At 64.8% G+C, this 17,910-nt stretch carries 15 protein-coding genes; 7 read left to right on the top strand and 8 right to left on the bottom strand.

What is annotated here, in order from left to right; genetic code table 11:
- Positions 1-4 precede the first annotated feature (4 nt).
- Together ABIE56_RS09825 and ABIE56_RS09820 are read right to left on the bottom strand one after the other, a co-directional pair.
- Positions 5-1,285 (bottom strand): flavohemoglobin expression-modulating QEGLA motif protein, encoded by a 1,281-nt coding sequence (locus ABIE56_RS09825; protein WP_429243632.1) that lies wholly within the window; start codon positions 1,283-1,285, stop codon positions 5-7.
- Positions 1,286-1,357: 72 nt separating this feature from the next.
- On the bottom strand, positions 1,358-2,104 hold the full coding sequence (locus ABIE56_RS09820; protein WP_429243631.1) for an FAD-binding oxidoreductase: 747 nt from the start codon (positions 2,102-2,104) through the stop codon (positions 1,358-1,360).
- A gap of 82 nt (positions 2,105-2,186) precedes the next feature.
- On the opposite strand from ABIE56_RS09820, the gene ABIE56_RS09815 reads away from it, so the two are divergent.
- The 7 genes from ABIE56_RS09815 (at position 2,187) to ABIE56_RS09785 (ending at position 8,883) form a co-directional block, all read left to right on the top strand.
- Positions 2,187-3,119 carry an ABC transporter ATP-binding protein gene (locus ABIE56_RS09815; RefSeq protein WP_429243630.1) on the top strand — a complete coding sequence of 311 codons (933 nt, stop codon included), beginning with the start codon at positions 2,187-2,189 and terminating at the stop codon, positions 3,117-3,119.
- Positions 3,116-3,883 carry an ABC transporter permease gene (locus tag ABIE56_RS09810; RefSeq protein WP_429243629.1) on the top strand — a complete coding sequence of 256 codons (768 nt, stop codon included), beginning with the start codon at positions 3,116-3,118 and terminating at the stop codon, positions 3,881-3,883. The genes ABIE56_RS09815 and ABIE56_RS09810 overlap by 4 nt, the downstream gene beginning before the upstream one ends.
- Positions 3,884-3,887: 4 nt before the next feature.
- Positions 3,888-4,607, top strand: a complete 720-nt coding sequence (locus ABIE56_RS09805) for a pseudouridine synthase (RefSeq protein ID WP_429243628.1) — start codon at positions 3,888-3,890, stop codon at positions 4,605-4,607.
- Positions 4,608-4,729: 122 nt separating this feature from the next.
- On the top strand, positions 4,730-5,836 hold the full coding sequence (locus tag ABIE56_RS09800) for a hypothetical protein (RefSeq protein ID WP_429243627.1): 1,107 nt from the start codon (positions 4,730-4,732) through the stop codon (positions 5,834-5,836).
- Complete coding sequence (locus tag ABIE56_RS09795) at positions 5,833-6,759, top strand: hypothetical protein (protein ID WP_429243626.1); 927 nt, start codon at positions 5,833-5,835, stop codon at positions 6,757-6,759. The genes ABIE56_RS09800 and ABIE56_RS09795 overlap by 4 nt, the downstream gene beginning before the upstream one ends.
- A complete protein-coding gene (locus tag ABIE56_RS09790; protein WP_429243625.1) occupies positions 6,756-7,856 on the top strand; it encodes a hypothetical protein in 1,101 nt (366 codons plus the stop codon). Before ABIE56_RS09795 ends, ABIE56_RS09790 begins: the two co-directional genes overlap by 4 nt.
- A gap of 4 nt (positions 7,857-7,860) precedes the next feature.
- On the top strand, positions 7,861-8,883 hold the full coding sequence (locus ABIE56_RS09785; RefSeq protein WP_429243624.1) for a hypothetical protein: 1,023 nt from the start codon (positions 7,861-7,863) through the stop codon (positions 8,881-8,883).
- A 36-nt stretch (positions 8,884-8,919) separates the two neighbouring features.
- On the opposite strand, the gene ABIE56_RS09780 is transcribed toward ABIE56_RS09785, so the two are convergent.
- From ABIE56_RS09780 to gspD, 6 genes are all read right to left on the bottom strand, one after another.
- A complete protein-coding gene (locus tag ABIE56_RS09780) occupies positions 8,920-9,720 on the bottom strand; it encodes a hypothetical protein (RefSeq protein WP_429243623.1) in 801 nt (266 codons plus the stop codon).
- On the bottom strand, positions 9,717-10,898 hold the full coding sequence (locus ABIE56_RS09775; protein WP_429243622.1) for a hypothetical protein: 1,182 nt from the start codon (positions 10,896-10,898) through the stop codon (positions 9,717-9,719). The genes ABIE56_RS09780 and ABIE56_RS09775 overlap by 4 nt, the downstream gene beginning before the upstream one ends.
- A 61-nt stretch (positions 10,899-10,959) precedes the next feature.
- The gene (locus ABIE56_RS09770) at positions 10,960-11,796 is read right to left on the bottom strand and encodes a hypothetical protein (protein ID WP_429243621.1); all 837 of its coding nucleotides are present in this window, start codon (positions 11,794-11,796) and stop codon (positions 10,960-10,962) included.
- Positions 11,793-12,992, bottom strand: coding sequence for a hypothetical protein (locus ABIE56_RS09765; protein ID WP_429243620.1), 1,200 nt, complete (start codon positions 12,990-12,992; stop codon positions 11,793-11,795). Before ABIE56_RS09765 ends, ABIE56_RS09770 begins: the two co-directional genes overlap by 4 nt.
- A gap of 138 nt (positions 12,993-13,130) precedes the next feature.
- The gene (gene hrpB / locus ABIE56_RS09760; RefSeq protein ID WP_429243619.1) at positions 13,131-15,641 is read right to left on the bottom strand and encodes an ATP-dependent helicase HrpB; all 2,511 of its coding nucleotides are present in this window, start codon (positions 15,639-15,641) and stop codon (positions 13,131-13,133) included.
- A gap of 82 nt (positions 15,642-15,723) precedes the next feature.
- Positions 15,724-17,874, bottom strand: coding sequence for a type II secretion system secretin GspD (gene gspD / locus ABIE56_RS09755; RefSeq protein WP_429243618.1), 2,151 nt, complete (start codon positions 17,872-17,874; stop codon positions 15,724-15,726).
- Positions 17,875-17,910 lie beyond the last annotated feature (36 nt).

The raw sequence follows: 17,910 nt of genomic DNA, 5'->3' as shown, positions 1-17,910 counted from the left end.
GTGCTTACAGGCCGAGGGAAATTTCCTCGGCCTCCACACCCGCCATGTGGATGTGGTTCACGAACAGGGAGAAAGCCAACTTGCCGGCCAGGCCGTGCACGTGCTGCATCCACGGCGGCAGGTAACGCGGCGACGCAATGTCGCCATTCTGGAAGTGGGCCTCCAGTGACATCACGTCGTGTAGTGCGAGCTTGCCGGCAAACAGGTTGCGCAGCAGATCCAGGCGGCGCTGACGCAGCGCCCAGCGGAAGAACGTGTGCACCGCCAGCAGGCCGGTCAGGTACACGTTGTCCTTGGCAAAAGCGGATCCACCGGTGAGCGGTACGCCACGAAATACACGCTGCGCCGAGTGGAAGCTATCCGGGACGTTCTGCCCGCACACGCGGAAATAGCGGAACACCTCGACGAAATCCGCGCCGTTCATGGCCATGTCGATGGCCAGGATGCGCAGGCTGATGCGCTTCAGGCGCGAGATATCGATGGCGCCGGACATCAGTTCGGCGAACACCGCCAGGCCTTCCTGGGTGGCGGTGACCCGCGGCGAGGTGCGTGCCAGCGAGGCCAGCACCGGCTGTTCGCGGCCGTTCAATGCCGTAAGCGAGTGCACGAAGGCTTCATGGGCAAGCAGCTGGTGGCGGTCGTATTCGGTGAAGCGGGCGCCGCCACGCAGGCGGATGCGGGTGGCTCCGGCCGCCGCCTTCGCGGTGAGTTCCGGGTCCACTTCCACGGCAATGGTGCCCGGCGCGAAAAACGCGTCGAGCTTCGCCGTCATGTCCCGGCGCAGCTCTTCGGCGCTGATGTGCCCGGCCGCATCCTCGGTTTCCAGGTCCGCGCCCAGCTCGTCGGCCAGGTTCACAAAGTAGGCCGCGGCATCCAGGTTGCTCCGGCTGCTGCCGGGGATGGCGTCACCCGGGCGGCCATAGAGCAGCACCGAGGCCTCGGTCACCCCGTCGGTGCCGGCGGCATCCAGCATCTGGGTCGCGATCCGCCAGGATTCGGCCGTGCGCCGCAGGTACTCGGCGATCGGATGGTCCTCGCAGGCCTCGGCCTCGATCGCCTCGAGCTCGCGCCGGGTCTCGCCCAACTCGGGACGGTGGTAGCGAATATCGGGCAACGAGAGCCGACCTGCGCCGAACTCCTCGATAAGGCGCTCTTCCACCGATGCCGGCCAGGACACCGTGGGGAGGATCCGGATATTGCGCACCGCGGCCAGCAGACGCTGGTCCAGCTCGGCATAGCGGCGCATCTCGGGGGAAAGCGGAGCGATTTCGGCCTTGGCGTGCATGGGCGGGAGTATATGCCGCCCGGGGCCGCTCCCGACGGGACGCCGTTCGCGCTGACAGGCCGGCCGGCTGGTTTAGCGCGAGCTGATGTATTTCTCGCGGCGGATGTGCTGCACAGCCAGGCCGTGCTCCTTTAGTGCCGCGAACGCCGCATCCACCATGTTCGGGTTGCCGCACAGGTAGGCGATATCCTGGTCGGCGGTGGGCTCCAGCTCAGCCAGCATGTCCTGCACGTAGCCCAGGCGGTCGTGCGGGCGTGGGTTGGGGCGGGCGCCACGGCTGAAGCAGGGGTGGAAGTCGAACCCCTCGTGCTTGCGGGCAAAGGCATCGAATTCCTCGCCGTAGAGCAGCTCGGTCTCGTTACGGGCGCCGTAAAGCAGCACGAAGCGGCAGCCGCGCGAAGCGATCAGGGCCTCGATCTGGGGCAGCATGGCCCGGTACGGGGTCACGCCCGTGCCCGTCGCGATCAGGATATAGCGCTTGTTCTGGTCGCCATCCATCAGGCAGAACCGGCCATAGGGGCCGCTGGCATCAATGCTCCCGCCCTCTTCCAGGCCGCTCAGCAGCGCGGTGGCCGCGCCGCCTTCCACATAGGAAACAGCGATCTCGATCCGCTGGACCGGCCCCGCGCCGTCGCCCACGGTACCCACCGAATAGCTGCGCTTGGTGGCCTTGCCATCGTCATAGTGGAAATGGACCTGGAGGAACTGCCCCGGCACGAAGGCCAGCGGCTGGCCATCCACCCGCTCGAACGCCAGGTGCCGCACCGAGGGGGCGAGCATGAAGCTATCGGCGAGGCGGAGCTGGAATTGTTCGGCCATGGAAAGTCTCTGTTGACGCCAGGGAACAGGGTCGCCCGGCAAAGCCCGGTATAATAGGCGGCTTGTCATCCCGGCGCAGCCCATGACCACTCCTGCCTTACACGTCAAAGATTTACGCAAGACCTACGGTAACGGTGTCGAAGCCCTCAAAGGGGTTTCACTCACCGTCGAGCCGGGGGATTTCTTCGCCCTGCTCGGCCCTAACGGCGCCGGCAAGTCCACCCTGATCGGCATCCTGTCGTCGCTCGTCAACGCCTCATCGGGCGATGCCGAGGTATTCGGCGTCTCGATCCACAAGCGCCGCAGCGAGGCCATGCGCCTCATCGGCCTGGTGCCCCAGGAAATCAACTTCAACCAGTTCGAAAAGCCGTTCGATATCTGCGTGAACCAGGCCGGCTTCTACGGCATTGGCCGCGCGGAGGCCACCGAGCGCGCGGAGAAGTACCTGAAGGAGCTGCGCCTGTGGGACAAGGCGCACCACCAGGCACGCATGCTCTCCGGCGGCATGAAGCGCCGGCTCATGATCGCCCGCGCGATGATGAACGAGCCGAAGCTGCTGATCCTCGACGAGCCCACCGCGGGCGTCGATATCGAAATCCGCCGCTCCATGTGGCAGTTCGTCAGCGGCATCAACGCCGCCGGCACCACCGTGATCCTCACTACGCACTACCTTGAGGAAGCGGAACAGCTCTGCCGCAATATCGCCATCATCGACCAGGGCCGCATCGTGAAGAACACCACGATGAAGAGCCTGCTTTCCACGCTGGACGTGGAAACGTTCGTGCTGGACGTGAACCGAACGGGCGGTGACCTGCCCGCCCTGCCCGGCGTCACGCTGCGCGTGATCGATGACCACACCCTGGAAGCCGAGATGTCCCGCGCGCACGACCTGAACTCGCTGTTCGCCGCCCTGTCGGCTCATGGCATCACTGTCACGTCCATGCGCAACAAGGCCAACCGCCTCGAAGAACTGTTCGTGCGCCTGGTTGAGCACGGCCGGGAGAACGTGGCATGAGTACGCATCTCGTCGCCCTGGGCACCATCGTCCGCCGCGAAATCGTGCGCATCATGCGCATCTGGACGCAGACACTGATCCCGCCGGCCATCACGATGACGCTGTACTTCGTCATCTTCGGCAAGTTGATCGGCAGCCGCATCGGTACGATGCATGGCTTCACCTACATGCAGTACATCGTGCCCGGCCTGGTCATGATGAGCATCATCACCAACAGCTACGGCAACATCTCCTCCTCGTTCTTCGGCGCCAAGTTCGGCCGTTTCGTGGAAGAGATGCTGGTCTCGCCCATGCCGAACTGGGTGATCCTGCTCGGCTATGTCACCGGTGCGGTCACCCGCGGCATCATCGTAGGTGCGCTGGTACTCACCATCGCGCTGTTCTTCACCGACCTGCACGTGGCGCATCCGCTCACCACGTTCTTCTCCGTACTGCTGGGCGCCACGGTGTTCTCGCTGGCCGGCTTCGTGAACGCGGTGTTCGCCAAGAAGTTTGATGACATCGCTCTGGTGCCTACGTTCGTGCTTACCCCGCTCACCTACCTGGGCGGCGTGTTCTATTCGGTGGACCTGCTGAGCGAGCCGTGGCACAGCATCTCGCTGGTGAACCCCATCCTGTACATGGTGAACGCGTTCCGCTTTGGCGTGCTCGGCGTAAGCGATGTGCCCATCGTCACCGCGTTCGTCGTCATGTTGGTGTTCGTGGTCGGCCTGACAGCGGTGGCACTGCGCCTGCTCAGCCGCGGCGTGGGCCTGCGCTCGTAACGCCATGCGGGTTAACAAGTACATTGCAGAATCCGGCCTGTGCTCCCGCCGCGAGGCGGATGAGCTGCTGCAGGCCGGCCGCGTCACGATCAACGATGAAGTCGTCGGCATGGGCTCAAAGGCCCTGGACGGCGATGTGGTCAAAGTGGATGGCGAGGTCGTCGTTGCACGAACGGCGGCACCGGAATCGGCGAAAAACCGCGGTGTCTACATCGCGCTGAACAAGCCGGTGGGCATCACCTGCACCACGGACACCACCGTCGACGGCAACATCGTCGATTTCGTGGACCACCCGCAGCGCATCTTCCCCATCGGTCGGCTGGACAAAGATTCGGAAGGCCTGATCCTGCTCACCAGCAACGGCGATATCGTCAACGAGATCCTCCGCGCCGAGAACCACCACGAGAAGGAATACCTCGTGGCGGTGAACAAGGCGGTGACCGACGAGTTCCTCGCCGGCATGGCTCGCGGTGTGCGCATCCACAACCAGATGACCAAGCCGTGCAAGGTGCGCAAGATCGCCAAGTTTGGCTTCGCCATTACGCTGACCCAGGGCCTGAACCGACAGATCCGCCTGATGGCGGCGGCGTTCGGTTACCGGGTCACGCAACTGCGGCGCGTGCGCATCATTAACGTGAAGCTGGGCCACCTTAAGGTGGGGCAGTGGCGCAACCTGACCGAGGCGGAGTTGAAGGGTCTGCTGCCGGAACGGACCCGCTGGTAAGTCGTGGCCTACTGCACATTCCGACAGATGCTGACGCCGATGTAAGCGAAGCCTGACACCGTACTCCGGCCACACGATCGAGAATCGTCACCACAAGATTCCCGTCGTGCAAAGGAGTGCACATGGTCAAGCGCGTCATCTGTCTGGCATGCACTGCCAGCGCCTTATCAGCGGCAGCGTTGGCATCGCCACCCGACGTTTATCGCGAGTACGCAAGGGCGAAAGCCAGTTCGGGCCAGCCCTTCCAGGCGTTGCCCGCCACCGCCGAATTCGTCGGCGCTTACCTCAGTGACCCGGCATCGCCTTATAGCGCGCTCGTCGAGCATCCCACCGACACCAACGAACTTTGGTGGTTCGAATTCGCGGATGCGGTCGCGAGCGGCGATCAAGATCCCGCGAATGCCGCACTCACGGCGTTGCAACGGGCCACGGGCCTGACGAAGGCGAGGCCAGGCATCGACGTGGTCGTGGATATGGAGCACACCAGGCTGTATCGCGGTCGCGAAGCCGCCGCCAACGCAATCAAGGCGGGCATCGATCCAGATATCTTCTGGAAGGCATGGGACTTCAATCCACGCATCTCGGCCGCGGCCGCCCAGGCCACGGCACTCCAGTTCCTGCGTGAGCGGATGGCCTCCGTTCCGCGATCGCAATGGGAGCAGCGCGGCATTCGTGCGGACGTTCTGCATCGCTACCTCGTCGCCACCCAGGCGGCAGACGTCATGGAAGACGACGACCGATATCTGGGTGCGGTGCTGAGCTACGCCATGGCCCAGGGCGATCCCTCGCCCTCCGGCCTTCCTGCCATCTATCGGGTAGCGCGCCTGGGCGCTGCCTACAGTGATGCTCGAGGCTATTTTGGAAGTCCGTTATGTGTGGACGGCATCCGGCCTGCTCCCGGCATGCCTACGCAGCTATCCGATGCGCTCGCTGACGACCGGCCACTGTGCTTCACCGCGGCGACAGATCGCGCCGTGCAGGCATGGTTTCGCAACCAGGTTCGACTGGATGCGTCGGGAGAACGCATCCACGAAAGCCACCATGACGGATGGCGACGGCTTGCCTACTGGATCGGCTCCGTACTTGCTTTCGCCGATTTCGCGTCGTTCCTCGAAGGCGCCAACGCATTGGTGGCCGATGAACTAGCCGAATCGGGCGTCATCGACGCTAGCGAGGCAGATGGCGCCACCGAACGACTGCGCCAGTTGACCTGCGGAGTGAAGCCATGACGCCGTTTCGTGTTGTCCTGACCACCGCGCTGGCTTGCCTGGCGTTCGCCGCCCACGCCGGCATCGAGACCGGCCCAGGATCAGGCTATCACGCGGCTGTACTGGAAGAAGACATCAAGCAGTTCACCAACGCCATCGTTAACTACGCCGTCGAGTATCGTGGCACCCCCCTGACCACTACACAGGTCAATCGACTGCGCCGCACGGCGTCATCGGCTACCGTGGCTCGCATGGAGTACACATGGAATGCCAGTGATACCCGCGACGCTGGCAGGCTGACAATCCATAGCCGAAGTGGGAAGCCACTGGAAACGCTTGTCGCCACCGTGCCCAGCGGAACAAGCGGCAGCGATTCCGATGGATCGTTCCAGTGGAATTCGGACCAAATTGATCGCGAAGCGGGCGAGGCACGTTTCTACCCGCACATGGAGGGCCATATCCGCGCGACGGCGCACCTGGACAATAACTCCGTGCTCAGGGAGACCGATCCCAAGAACGCGGGCGACGCTGAACTGAAGGCGCTGCAGACGCTCGAAGCCAACATCAAGGCAGGGACCGTTCCCAGGGGAGGCACGCTGAAAGGGACGGTTTCCAAGGCCATCTGTCGCTCCTGCGAAGCAAACCTTGCGCTTTTCAGCAAAGAATACGACGTGCATGGCAAGGTCTTCTATCTTGCAAACGAGAACGAAGCGGTCGCGGCACGCGAAGCCGCGACAACAGCAGAAGAGAAGCAACTCATTGAGGATAGCGTTCGGTCGAACAGGGAGGTCTTTACACGACGCAACCGATACCTCGACCAGGTCATGCCCAAGCAGCTTGGCGAGTGGCGACGCATCGGCGATGCGTCGTGGATTGATCGCCGGAGCCTGGCTGCCCTTGCAGAAGCCGAAGCGGGATCGCTTACTGCCAGGGAGTGCCCGTGACCCCGCGGCGGCCGCGCCATGCCTCGTGCATCGCCCGTGCCGGTGCAGCAGCGGCACTGGCGATCATCGCGATAGCTCCCGGCCTCGCATGGGCGGGAGATATCCTGTCGCGGATCGAGGCCGCACGGCGCAGTGATCCGTCGCTTCCGTCGCCGGGTGAACTGGTGCGGCAGCTACAAGCCGACCCCACTTCACCCTACAGTGCGCTCGTCGGACACCCTCGCTTTACCAATGAGGTGGGCTGGATCGCCCTTCTCGATTCGCTGCCTGGCCTACCCAGCGAAGCCACCGTCCTATCCTCACTCGCGCTCGACCTGGGGTTGACGCGCGCGCGGCCCGCCATCGACGTGCGCGAACGTACAGGGTTCCGTGACAGATTCGTAGCGGCGAATGCAACGAAGGCCGGTATCGACCCGGATATCTTCTGGCATATGCTTGACCTGGGCGGATTCCGCCACTCCGCACGGACCGCCCCTTATGCATTGGCGTTGCAGACCTTGCGACGCCAGATGAAGTCAGTGCCGACGTCACGCCACGCGATGAACGGCATCGATGCCGGTGTATTCAACCGGGTTATGGCCGCTCGAAGCCTCCAGCAGGTCACGCCGTATGACCTCGCCTACCTGGACGCTCTGGCTCAGCATGCGCTCATACACCCGCGGACGGGCGAGGCGTCCGGGGACGGAACGGCCTTGCCACCGATGCCCTACCGTGTAGCGCGGCTGGCGGCTGCGTGGCGCGATACCGAGGGCTACCTGACCCGTCCTCCGTGCAACGCCGAGGGCGCCGCCCGTGCCAGCGGCGCCACGGACATACCCTGTTTCGTCGCGGCGACCGATCGCGCCGTGCACGCGTGGTACATCACCGAGCTGCACCGTCAGGCGAGCCTGCCCCCCAGCCACGCGGACGGGGAAGGCGTCAGCCGCCTTATCGCCGCGGTAGCCCTGCTGCTCCCACTCCTGGATATCGCGGCCATGGCGGAGGCCATCGAGGCGTCCGTTGCGGATGACCTCGTATTCGAAGGCACGCTGGAGGCGGGCGACGCGGAAGCGGCGGAACAGCGCGCCGCAAGCCTCACCTGCCGTCTTGAGGATTAGATCCATGCGCAAGCGAACACTCACTGCCGCGCTACTCATGCTACTGCCGGCCATGGCTCGTGCGGGCGAGGTATCCCGCATCGCGCTGGTGCTTGATGAAGGCAATGCCAGCGCGATGCTCGAAGCGACCAGTCAGCGATACGTCGAGGCCATGCAACGGATCGTGCAGACCCGGTGGCAAGAGGAGTACACGGCCAGGCGCTGGGAGACCCTTGAAGCGGCGATGGCAGATACGCCGGTGGCACGACTCGAGTACAGGGTGAGTGCAGGGGGCTCACCCGTACGCCTCTATCACGGCATGGGTGGCCCACCGCTGGGTACGGTGGCGAAAGAAGCCTTGGGCGGCCCAACGCCGCCGCCCTCACCTACATCCCTGTCCATCGATGACCCATGGGATGACGCAGCGGACCCGGAAGCCGTCTCCGCCTCGCGCGCCAGTTACCAGGCACAGGATGCCGAAGACGCCGGCATGTATGCACCCGACGACGGCCTGCACGTTCGCGCGCGCATGCGTGCGGTGGACGGATCGGTACTGCATCCTTACGAGATCGATGGTTCCGATCGCGCCCTCGACGCCGAGTTCAAGGTTCTCGCCGAGCTTGAACATGATCTGCGTTCGGGCGCTATCCCCAGGGGCGGAAGCGCCGCGCTCCTCATCTCAACGGAGACCTGCAATTCGTGTGACTACGCGTTCAGGGCCATCTCGCACCACTACGGTATCGATCTCCATGTCACGCGCATCGTTTCGTCGATACCGCCAGCCGAACGCACGCGCCTTATCGCGGAAGGCAGGGCCAGGATGAGGGGCACACGGCTCGTGGACGCAGCGAGTGGTCGTCCCCTTCTGGCTACCGATGCACTCGCCAGCGGCCGTGAGTCGCAGGTTCGCCAGGCCCTGTCGCCCAGCGCGATGAATCGCCGCTTTCGTCACGTGACGTGGGAGCCAAGAACATTTCGGCTTGCCACGCCCGCAGAGACCAGGAGCCAGGGGGCCGGTGAAGAGGACAGGCAGGGACCTGACTGCTGATGGGATGCCCGGCGTGCACGCACGCCGGGCTATCACTCATTGGGAAAAAATGCGTGCGCACATGGTCGTCGCAGGTGGCGGAGGCGTCGGCCCGCCCCGGCGCGGCTCGTTGACACGTACCAGCAGGGTATCCATGTACCTGTTGAGCATGAGCCGAAACTGGCGGTAGGCCTGGCTCATATTGCCCTCAAGGTAGGCCACATTGATGTTCACCCCGTACAGTCGCCCTAGTTGGTGCATCACGTGTTCACACGAATCGCACATCGGCTGGCTGACGAACGCCTGCAACGTGCCATCACGGGTGACGATGCCACGCCTGATATCGCGTTCAATGGAGCGAACGGCCTTGAATTCCGCGTCGCGCTTGTGCCGGTATCCCGTATCGTCATCTTCGGTCTGGGTCCAGGTGATCAGGCTTTCATCGGTTTCCGCCATATATGCGTGGATGCGCGTCGCATCTTCCACGAAGTAGGAAGACAAGGGCGATCCCGACCGGGGGAGGTCCGTCGGAGGCTCGTCCTGGCCGGACATGGAGTAATAAATACGAGTCCGGCTGACACCGTCCTTGATGTACGTGTACTCGAACGCAGCATAGGTGGCGCGCGCAACGGCCGTACTGAAGGTGAGGAAACGCTGGCGTGACACGAGCGAGCCATCCAGCTGATCGAGGTACCACGTCGATACCGGATCCGCATGGAAACGGAACGCATCGATCAGCGGTGTGATGACGATATTGTGCGGATCGGCCGGGAAGGCCTTGGCACGCCAACCATAAGCGTCGACGCAGGTGGTCACAAGCAGGCTGGCAAACAGACAAAGAGGTATACGAATCTTCATTCGGCGAGTTCCCTTTCGCAGAGCAGGAGCGCACGACGCGCGCCATAGCGGTTGGCGTTGGCATCCGTGGCATCTGTAAGGCTGACCTGGTCGGCGACGAGTGATTCGACCACTTCGATGTTCGCCGAAAGGGCCAGTAGATCTTTGCTCAGCACGCCAAGCCAGAGCGGGCGCATCGGCCGGAGCATGCGGCTCATGCGCATCGCGGTGGCCGTGACGAAGTTGATCCGTTGCGGGTCGGTCTGCCGGTCGAGCTGCACGAGGTACCAATGGAGAACCGCACGATCGTTTGCAGCCACCAGGCACAGCGGTCTCTGGGCATCGCCCGGGTAGAGGGAGGCCACACCCGTCCGCGGCGCGCCCGTATCGGTGCAAGGGTCCGCGACATACCCCTGCATGTCACGATAAGCCGCCGCAACGCGCGCAACACGTAGCGCCGTGGGCAACTGGCGGCGCCCGCCGACCGTCATCTGGCCGCCCTTCCATGTGGACAGCTCGCCCTGCAGGAGCCGTGCAAGATAGATGAGATCGTAGTCACGCAGGTCGGCGACCGTTTGCGCGAGGAGAAAACGCTCCAGCACATCCTGGCGCAATCCGAGCAACGGCCACTGCGTGGGCTCGAAGCAGGCGAGCTTATCGATGAGAATCTGGACCGCGACGGCATAGCCCGCCGCCACCGCGTAGGTTCCCTGGCCAGAGAGAGCCAGGGCTTTGCGGGCCACGTCTTCGCTCACACCCGCCTTCGCAAGTTGCGTACCCGCCCACGTTGCCCCCAGGTCGGGGGAAGGATGCTCCGCATCGGCGACACCGGGATAACCATTTGTCATGCCGAGATCCCACGCGAGGGCCTCTGTCGCCTGCGCCCGCGTGAGCGGGTTGCCCTGTGTTGCCAGTGAGGAAAAGGCACTTGTCCATACCGTCCCGCGAAAAACGTATGGGCGGCTGCGCACGGGCGCGTAAATGGTCGCAGGCGATGTCACCATGTCGCTGGTCACCCTACTGTCGGTCACAAGGGCATCGTGCTCGGGAATTTCGTTGAGGCGGGCCTTGACCCACGCTGAGAGAATGTCGCCGGCCGGTGGCCCTACGCGCGCATTCGCATGCGCCATGCAGGGGATCGCCAAAGCTGACAGACCGGCGACCAAGGCAAGCCGGCGCGTGGCGTTGTGGTGCTTCATCGTTCGTTTTCACTCCTTTGAGGTTATTGCTCTACAACCGTACGCTGACGGCGGGGGCACTCTACGGATCGTTGTTGCTTTCGTTCTCCTCCGGGCAGGCACGATCACAGCCAGGTGTGTTCCGCTCGAGAAGCAACGTATTGAGCAGCCCGTCGTTCGCTACTACCTGAAGGGTGGACATGACGGTCTCCCGCAGGCGCTGGAACGTGCGGTATGCCGGGCTGCCCCGCCCGAAGTACGCGATGTGCACGCGGATGTCGTGGGTTCTTGAGAGCTCACGTAACGCCCGCTCGCACGACTCGCACGGCGCCTGGCTGACGTATAGATTGATCCACCCGCCCCCGGTCACATCGCCCGCTGCAATGTCGGCCTCGATCTGCCGCGCGATCTTCAGTTCCGCATCTCGCCGTCGCGCATCGGGGTGCCGCCCATCGTCAACAGGGCTGTGCGTGACGGCGCTGTCCGCGGGAGCGAACCGGTCCCACGCGACGACGGAGGGTGCCGTATGTTGAAAAAAACCACCGTAAGGTAGCCGCGCCGTTACGCCAGGCAGACCAATATCCGGTTCGTTCCGCCCACTCCGTGCGTGGTAGACGCGCGTTCTTTGCTGGCCATTCACCGTGAATCGATACGTCGCGCTTGCGAAAGTCGCTGATTCGAACTGCCTTGCGAGCGGGGCGAACTCGTAGGTGGTTACACGGCGGCCCTGAAGAGCTGCGGTGTACCACGCACAGAGTGGCTTGGCGTGTGCCCAGAACGAAGCGAGAAGGCGAGCCCGTACCCCACCCCGGGGGTCGTCATGTATCTCGCGCTTGATGAATGCCTGCGCGAAAACAACCTGCGCGATACACGCAAGTGCAGCCACGACCAGGATGCGCGCGATGCGACGCGCGCTCATCGGGGCACCCCTGGAAACACCACGAGATGGGCGCGCTGCTGTAACTCGAGGAAGTCGGTATCGCTCATGCTGGCCTCGTCGAATCCTTGTGCTATCTGCAGCTCCACCACCTCCGCGCGCGGGGCGTACCGGATGACATCGCGCGGAAACAACCCGACCCAGGCAGGCGTTACCCCGGCGAACGCCTCGTAGAGCCGTTCGCATGCGACCGGCCCGCCCTCGCAATCGAGCGTGGGCTCGCGCAGCTGTCGTTCGCGCTCTTCCAGGTACCACGCGAAGACCGCGCGATCGGTGGCATCGGTAAAGCAGATCGGCGTCCGGATACTTTGCGGCTTTGATGCGGCGTGCGCCCCATTGACCGAACCGTCATCCAGGCAGGCCAGCAAGGCGCCACCGCCCTGGCTGACGCGATACGCCGCTGCCAGCCGTGCAATTCGTAAAGGCGTGGGTAACTCGCGCTGGCGGTAAATGTTGTCGCGACCCGCGCGAAACACGGACAGCTCGCCGCGTAGTACATCGGCAAGGTATTCGAGATCCTCCACCGGAAGCGACTCCCAAGGCCGCACGCCCTCAAGGCGACGCAGGACATCCACGCGAACGCCGAGCGCCTCCCTGTCCTGGTCGGGCGTAGCGTCCACCCATTCGCTCAGTACCTGGGCAGCGACGGCGAGTTCGGCAGTCAACGTCGAAAGCGTCGTCCCCCCGCTGGCCTGGTAGGCCTTCTGGTAGTACAGGACCTTGACGCCACTCTTAATGACATGCGGCCGCACCTGCGGCATGAGGGTCGCGAGCTGCTCAGGATAGGCATGGGTGAGCGCCTGGTAATCAGGCAGTGCCTTGTCCAGTCCAAGATCCCACGCTACGGCCCGGCGCACCTGCATGGATGAGGGGACGCCTTCGATCGGTGTCGAGGAAAAGATGCGGGGATGCAGGTCGCTGTAGATGGACGCCGGCGTCTGCAGCAGCGCGGAGGTCCAATGTTGGTCACTGGGCCATTGATCGAATCCGGACGGGCTCGCCGGGTCGCGTTCGCGTAGCGCCTCCTGCAACCAGCGTGCGTAATCGTCGCCACGCCTTGGGCTGAAGTGGTAACGGTGAATGGGACGTGGAGGATTGGCGGCGGCAATGTCGCTTGCCGCCCACAACGCGCATGTGATGAAGGGAATGAGACGCCGTGCCCAGCAGGCAGGGTTCATGGCGGAACGTCCTTGTTCTGAAACAGGCGTCCATTTCATTCCATCTGCGGTCGTCCCGACCACCGGCGAAGACGTACAGTGGCCGTAAGGTCTTTCGGCGAATGTGTCAGCGCAAGCTGACAGCGCAGTGATGCGTTCTCAGGTGCCGCGCGGCTTGGCCCGATGCGTCGCCACCGCGGTCCAGGGATCATCGGGCCAGGGATGCTTCGGGTAGCGACCCTTCAGTTCCTTCTTCACTTCCGGATACGTGCGGTTCCAGAAGCCGGACAGATCCTGGGTGACCTGGATCGGCCTGCCCGCCGGGGAAAGCAGATGCAACATCACCGGGATGCGGCCGTCGCCGACACGCGGCGTATCGGCAAGGCCGAACAGTTCCTGGAGCTTGACGGCAAGCACCGGCGCCGCACCCGGATCGTCATCGCGCGCACCGTACTCAAGGCGGCGCGTCATGCCGCTGGGCACGACAAGTTCCTCGGGCGCGTGGGCTTCGAGAGCGCGGCGCTGCTCGTAATCGAGCATGGATGACAGCGCGTCGGAAAGATCCGATGGTTGCAAGGCCTCAAGTCGGCGCTTGCCCGAGAGGTAGGGAGCGAGCCACACCTCGATGGTCCTCAGCAGGGCCGTGTCGCCCACATCGGGCAGGCCGAGTTCAGGCCGCCATGTACGCAAGGCGTTGATGCGGGCACGCAGCCGGTTCGCATGTTCCGTCCACGGCAGCGCGCCCACGCCCCGCGAACGAATGGCCGCGATGAGCGCCGGCACCGCATCATCACCCGTCACCGGCACGGGTTTGCGCGATACGACGATCGCATCGAACCGGCGCTGTTCGAACGCCTCGGCGATCTGTCGTTCGTTGTCCCACAGCAATACGCGCTCATCCACGAAGCGATCCGGGTGCTCACGCTCCAGCACATCCGGATCCAGGGGCGCTGCCGCGAATATCAGGCTATCCCGTGCATCGAGCCGCAGATCGATGATTACCAGCCAGGGCTCACCATGCAGCGCGCTGCTTTCGTGCAGGCGGGCGCCACGGCCGTTGGCCAGCTGGTAGCGTGCCGGCTGGGCGTCGTCCCGGCGTGCCACGCGATCAGGAAAGGCGTGCGCCAGCAAATCTCCCACGGCGTGTGCATCGGGCACGCCGCTGGCGGCGGTCTTTACGTTGAGGCGGCGGCGCCAGCCACTAGCCACCTTATCGATGGCAGCCAGGGCACCGACATCCGCGGAGCTTGTCCGGGCGGCGCGCGCGCCACCATCGCGCCATAGATGAAGCGCATGGACCCGCTGGCGGAAATCATCCTGGCGTGACGCCTCGCCGCGCAGGGGTGAACGGGCCTCGGCCAGGGCGAGCAGGTCCGCTACGAGCGGGCGTTCATCGACATGCGCGCGCATCGCAGCAGCACCAAGGCGCGCCGCTGCGCCGAGCGCGAGCATGTCGCGGCCCAGGGCCGTCATCGCGCCGGCGTCGTCGAGCGCCCCAAGGCGGCGCAGGAGGTCGCGCGCCTGCCCCATGGCGCCTGCGGGCGGTGGGTCCAGCCAAGGCAGGGCGCTACTGCCCCACCCGGCGAGCTCAAGGGCCAGGCCCGAGAGCTCGGCCTGTTCGATCTCGGCGGTCCTCGAGGGCTCGAGCCTGCGGCTCTGCGGCCATAGCCGGTAGGCGCGCCCGGCCGCCACACGGCCGGCACGGCCAGCGCGCTGGTCGGCCGAGGCCTGTGAAATCGCGACCGTTTCCAGACGCGTGAACCCGGACGGGGGATCAAAGCGTGGTTCCCGGGCCAGTCCACTATCGACCACGGCACGCATGCCTGGAAGGGTTACGCTGGACTCCGCGACGTTCGTGGCGAGTACGACACGCCGCGTGCCCGGATCGGCCGGGGCCAGGGCCAACTGCTGTTCGGCGAGCGAGAGTTCGCCGTGCAGGGCCACCACCTCGACGTCATCGCCGAGACGTTCGAGCATACCGCGCACACGCTCGATCTCCCGGCGACCCGGCAGGAACGCGAGGATATCGCCCTCGTTTTCGCGCAACGCGAGCTGCACCGTACGGCTTACGTGTTGCTCAACGGTTTCCTGGGTGCGCGCCGGCGGATACACGACATCGACCGGATAGCTCCGGCCGGGGCTGCTCATGCGCGGCGCGTCGAGCCATTGGGCGATGCGCTCGCCATCGAGTGTCGCGGACATCACCAGCAAACGCAGGTCGGGCCGCAGGCTTGCCTGTACGTCGAGCGCCAGCGCTGCGCCGAGGTCCCCGGCCAGGTGCCGTTCGTGGAACTCATCGAACACGACCAGGCCTACGCCGTCCAGCGACGGATCATCCTGGATCATGCGGCCCAGGATACCCTCGGTCACCACTTCGATCCGGGTCCGCGGGCCGATGCGCGATTCGAACCGGATGCGGTAGCCCACCGTGCCACCCACCTCCTCGCCCCGTTGCGCCGCCATGTAGGTCGCGGCGGCCCGTGCCGCGATTCGCCGCGGTTCAAGCACGATGATGCGCTGGCCCGCAAGCCACGGCGCGTGCAGCAGCGCGAGCGGCACCTGCGTGGTCTTGCCAGCACCCGGCGGCGCCTCAAGGACGAGGCGTGGCCGCTCCGCGAGCGATGCGGCGATATCGGGAAGAAGCGGTGTGATGGGAAAAGCGGGAGTCATGCCCCGCGTATGTTACGCAAGGACGATGTATCCCGCCTGCCCCGCGTTTGCCGCCCTTTCCCGCTGGCCGGGCCCCGTGCCCTCAGCCGTCGCCGCCGGGCTGTTTTGCGAACGGCTCGAGCGAACGGAACCGCCGACGGTAATCATCGGCGACGCGACGGGCATCCTCCGCGCTGGCGATCACCCTGGGCGTGATGAGGACAATGGTTTCCGTTCGCTGGTTGTTGTCCCAGCGGTTGCCGAACAGGTGCTTCAGCACGGGAATACGCGATAGCCCCGGCACGCCACTGCGCCCGTGCGCTCCCATCTCGCGGATGAGGCCGCCGAGAAGAACGGTCTGCCCGCTCTGTACCGCGACCTCGGTTCGGAGCCGGCGCTTCTCGATGGGTGCGTTGCCGGACGCGTTCGGTGCATCGCCCACCTTGCTCACCTCCTGCGATACGTCCAGGTAAACCAGGCCGCCAGGATTCACGCGGGGCCGCACCTTCAGGATGACACCCGTCTTCTTGTAGCTTACCTGGCCCACTTCGTTGTTACTGCCGAGCTGTGCATTCACGTAGGTCTGCGTCACCGGTACTTCGTCACCGACGACGATCTCCGCATGCCGGTTGTTCACGACGACCAGCGAAGGGGCGGACAATGTGCGGGCGTGCGTGTCTTCTTCCATGGCGCGAACGATGGACTGCAGATCCTTATTGATGAACGAATAGAAGAAGGTATCCGCGCCACCGCGCACGGGTGGCACGCGGCCCATGCTCCACGCCTGCTTGTTACCCGGCTGGGTCGGCTGCCCGCTGCCCCCGCTGCCAGCCAACCCTTCCAGGTACCACTGCACGCCGAACCGGAAATTATCCTGCAGCGACACTTCAAGGATGCGGGTCTCGATTTGCACCTGCAGGGGCAGTGCATCGAGGCGCTCGATGGCATCGCGGATGCCTGCCCACTGGGAAGGCCGGGCGTGCACCAGTACCTGGTTATTTGCATCAACCGCCGTGATGCGTAAGCCACCCTGTCCGGGCCCGCCACCTTGCGCGGGCGGCTGATAGAACCCTTCATCCGCTTCCGGGCGAGCCAGGTCAGCCTGAGTGGATTGCGCGCCGTCGTCGCTGGCATCGTCGTCGAGCGTGGCCGCGGAGAGCCCTGGCCCCACCGCGCCGCCGGCGTCGCCGCCCGCGCCCAGGTATCCACCATAGATCTGGCCGATGTGACGCGCCACATCGCTCGCCGGCAGGTTACGCACGTCGTAGACATAGAGACGTGGCTCGTTGCCTCCGCCCTGGTCGATCCGTTCGATCCATTCACCGACCCGGTCGAGGAACCCCGGCTGGGTTGCAATGACGACGATGGCATTGCTGCGCTCGATGGGAAGGAACCGTACCAGCCCCGCGGCGGCTGACTTCCCCTTGACGCCGAACACGGATTCCAGCCCCGGCAGCAATTCCTTCGTGCTGGCGTGCTGCAACGGAAACACGCCAACGGACATGCCGCCCACCCAGTCCACGTCGAAGGTCTCGACGCTGGCTGCGTAGTTGTCCAGTTCCTCGGGCGTGCCGGCAAGAACCAGCAGGTTGCGCGTGGCATCCACAAGGAGCAGCGCATCGGGCGCAACGAACGGAGCGAGCAGCTTCTCCATCTCGTTGGCCGCCACGAACGTTAGTGGGAAAAGGCGCGCGGCATGTCCGTCACGCGGCGCAGACGCCGCGAGCCGCGGCACCACCTGCCCGGCGATCGCCTCGTGACGTGGCACCACGTCGTAGCGGCCCTGCCGGTGGACAAGCGCGTTGCCTGTCCACGCCAACAGGGTCTCGAGGATCGAAAGCGCCTGCTCACGACGGACGGGCTTCGCGGTCGAAAACGATACAGTCCCCTGAACGCCCGGCATGATCGCGTAGTTCACATCCAGCACGTCGCCCAGTACCGCGCGCACCACGGCCTCCACGGGCTGATTCTCGAAGTTGAACGTCAGGGTGCCTTCGCCCTTCGCTTCCGGCACCGGCGTTGCCAGTGCGCGGGGCTTCACGAAACGGCCGCTGCCATGGGTGATGGAAGGGCCGGGAATATCGGCCTCCATCGCCGACGAGACATCGGCCAACGGCAGGGAGGCGGGTACGGGTTTCGCCAGATCGGCAAGGGCTTCGCGCTCGAGATTGCCAGCCAGGCGGGACGGTGTCTGCGCGCAGCCGGCCATCAGCATGGCCCATGCGATGGCCATGCCCAGGGTGTGTCGTTGCATTGTCGTGATCCTCTTTCCTTGAGGGGCGCGTACGCG

Source organism: Luteibacter sp. 621 (genome assembly GCF_050435445.1).
In the GTDB taxonomy this organism is placed as follows: Bacteria; Pseudomonadota; Gammaproteobacteria; order Xanthomonadales; family Rhodanobacteraceae; genus Luteibacter.
Note: the sequence above shows the minus strand (reverse complement) of the source record. Positions and strands in the feature narration are given on the sequence as shown.

Coding starts and splice junctions, on each gene's coding strand:
- ABIE56_RS09780 (WP_429243623.1), bottom strand. CDS start 9,720: ATGAAGATTCGTATACCTCTTTGTCTGTTTGCCAGCCTGCTTGTGACC.
- hrpB (WP_429243619.1), bottom strand. CDS start 15,641: ATGACTCCCGCTTTTCCCATCACACCGCTTCTTCCCGATATCGCCGCA.
- ABIE56_RS09800 (WP_429243627.1), top strand. CDS start 4,730: ATGGTCAAGCGCGTCATCTGTCTGGCATGCACTGCCAGCGCCTTATCA.
- ABIE56_RS09775 (WP_429243622.1), bottom strand. CDS start 10,898: ATGAAGCACCACAACGCCACGCGCCGGCTTGCCTTGGTCGCCGGTCTG.
- ABIE56_RS09810 (WP_429243629.1), top strand. CDS start 3,116: ATGAGTACGCATCTCGTCGCCCTGGGCACCATCGTCCGCCGCGAAATC.
- ABIE56_RS09795 (WP_429243626.1), top strand. CDS start 5,833: ATGACGCCGTTTCGTGTTGTCCTGACCACCGCGCTGGCTTGCCTGGCG.
- ABIE56_RS09770 (WP_429243621.1), bottom strand. CDS start 11,796: ATGAGCGCGCGTCGCATCGCGCGCATCCTGGTCGTGGCTGCACTTGCG.
- ABIE56_RS09785 (WP_429243624.1), top strand. CDS start 7,861: ATGCGCAAGCGAACACTCACTGCCGCGCTACTCATGCTACTGCCGGCC.
- ABIE56_RS09825 (WP_429243632.1), bottom strand. CDS start 1,285: ATGCACGCCAAGGCCGAAATCGCTCCGCTTTCCCCCGAGATGCGCCGC.
- ABIE56_RS09805 (WP_429243628.1), top strand. CDS start 3,888: ATGCGGGTTAACAAGTACATTGCAGAATCCGGCCTGTGCTCCCGCCGC.
- ABIE56_RS09815 (WP_429243630.1), top strand. CDS start 2,187: ATGACCACTCCTGCCTTACACGTCAAAGATTTACGCAAGACCTACGGT.
- ABIE56_RS09820 (WP_429243631.1), bottom strand. CDS start 2,104: ATGGCCGAACAATTCCAGCTCCGCCTCGCCGATAGCTTCATGCTCGCC.
- ABIE56_RS09765 (WP_429243620.1), bottom strand. CDS start 12,992: ATGAACCCTGCCTGCTGGGCACGGCGTCTCATTCCCTTCATCACATGC.
- gspD (WP_429243618.1), bottom strand. CDS start 17,874: ATGCAACGACACACCCTGGGCATGGCCATCGCATGGGCCATGCTGATG.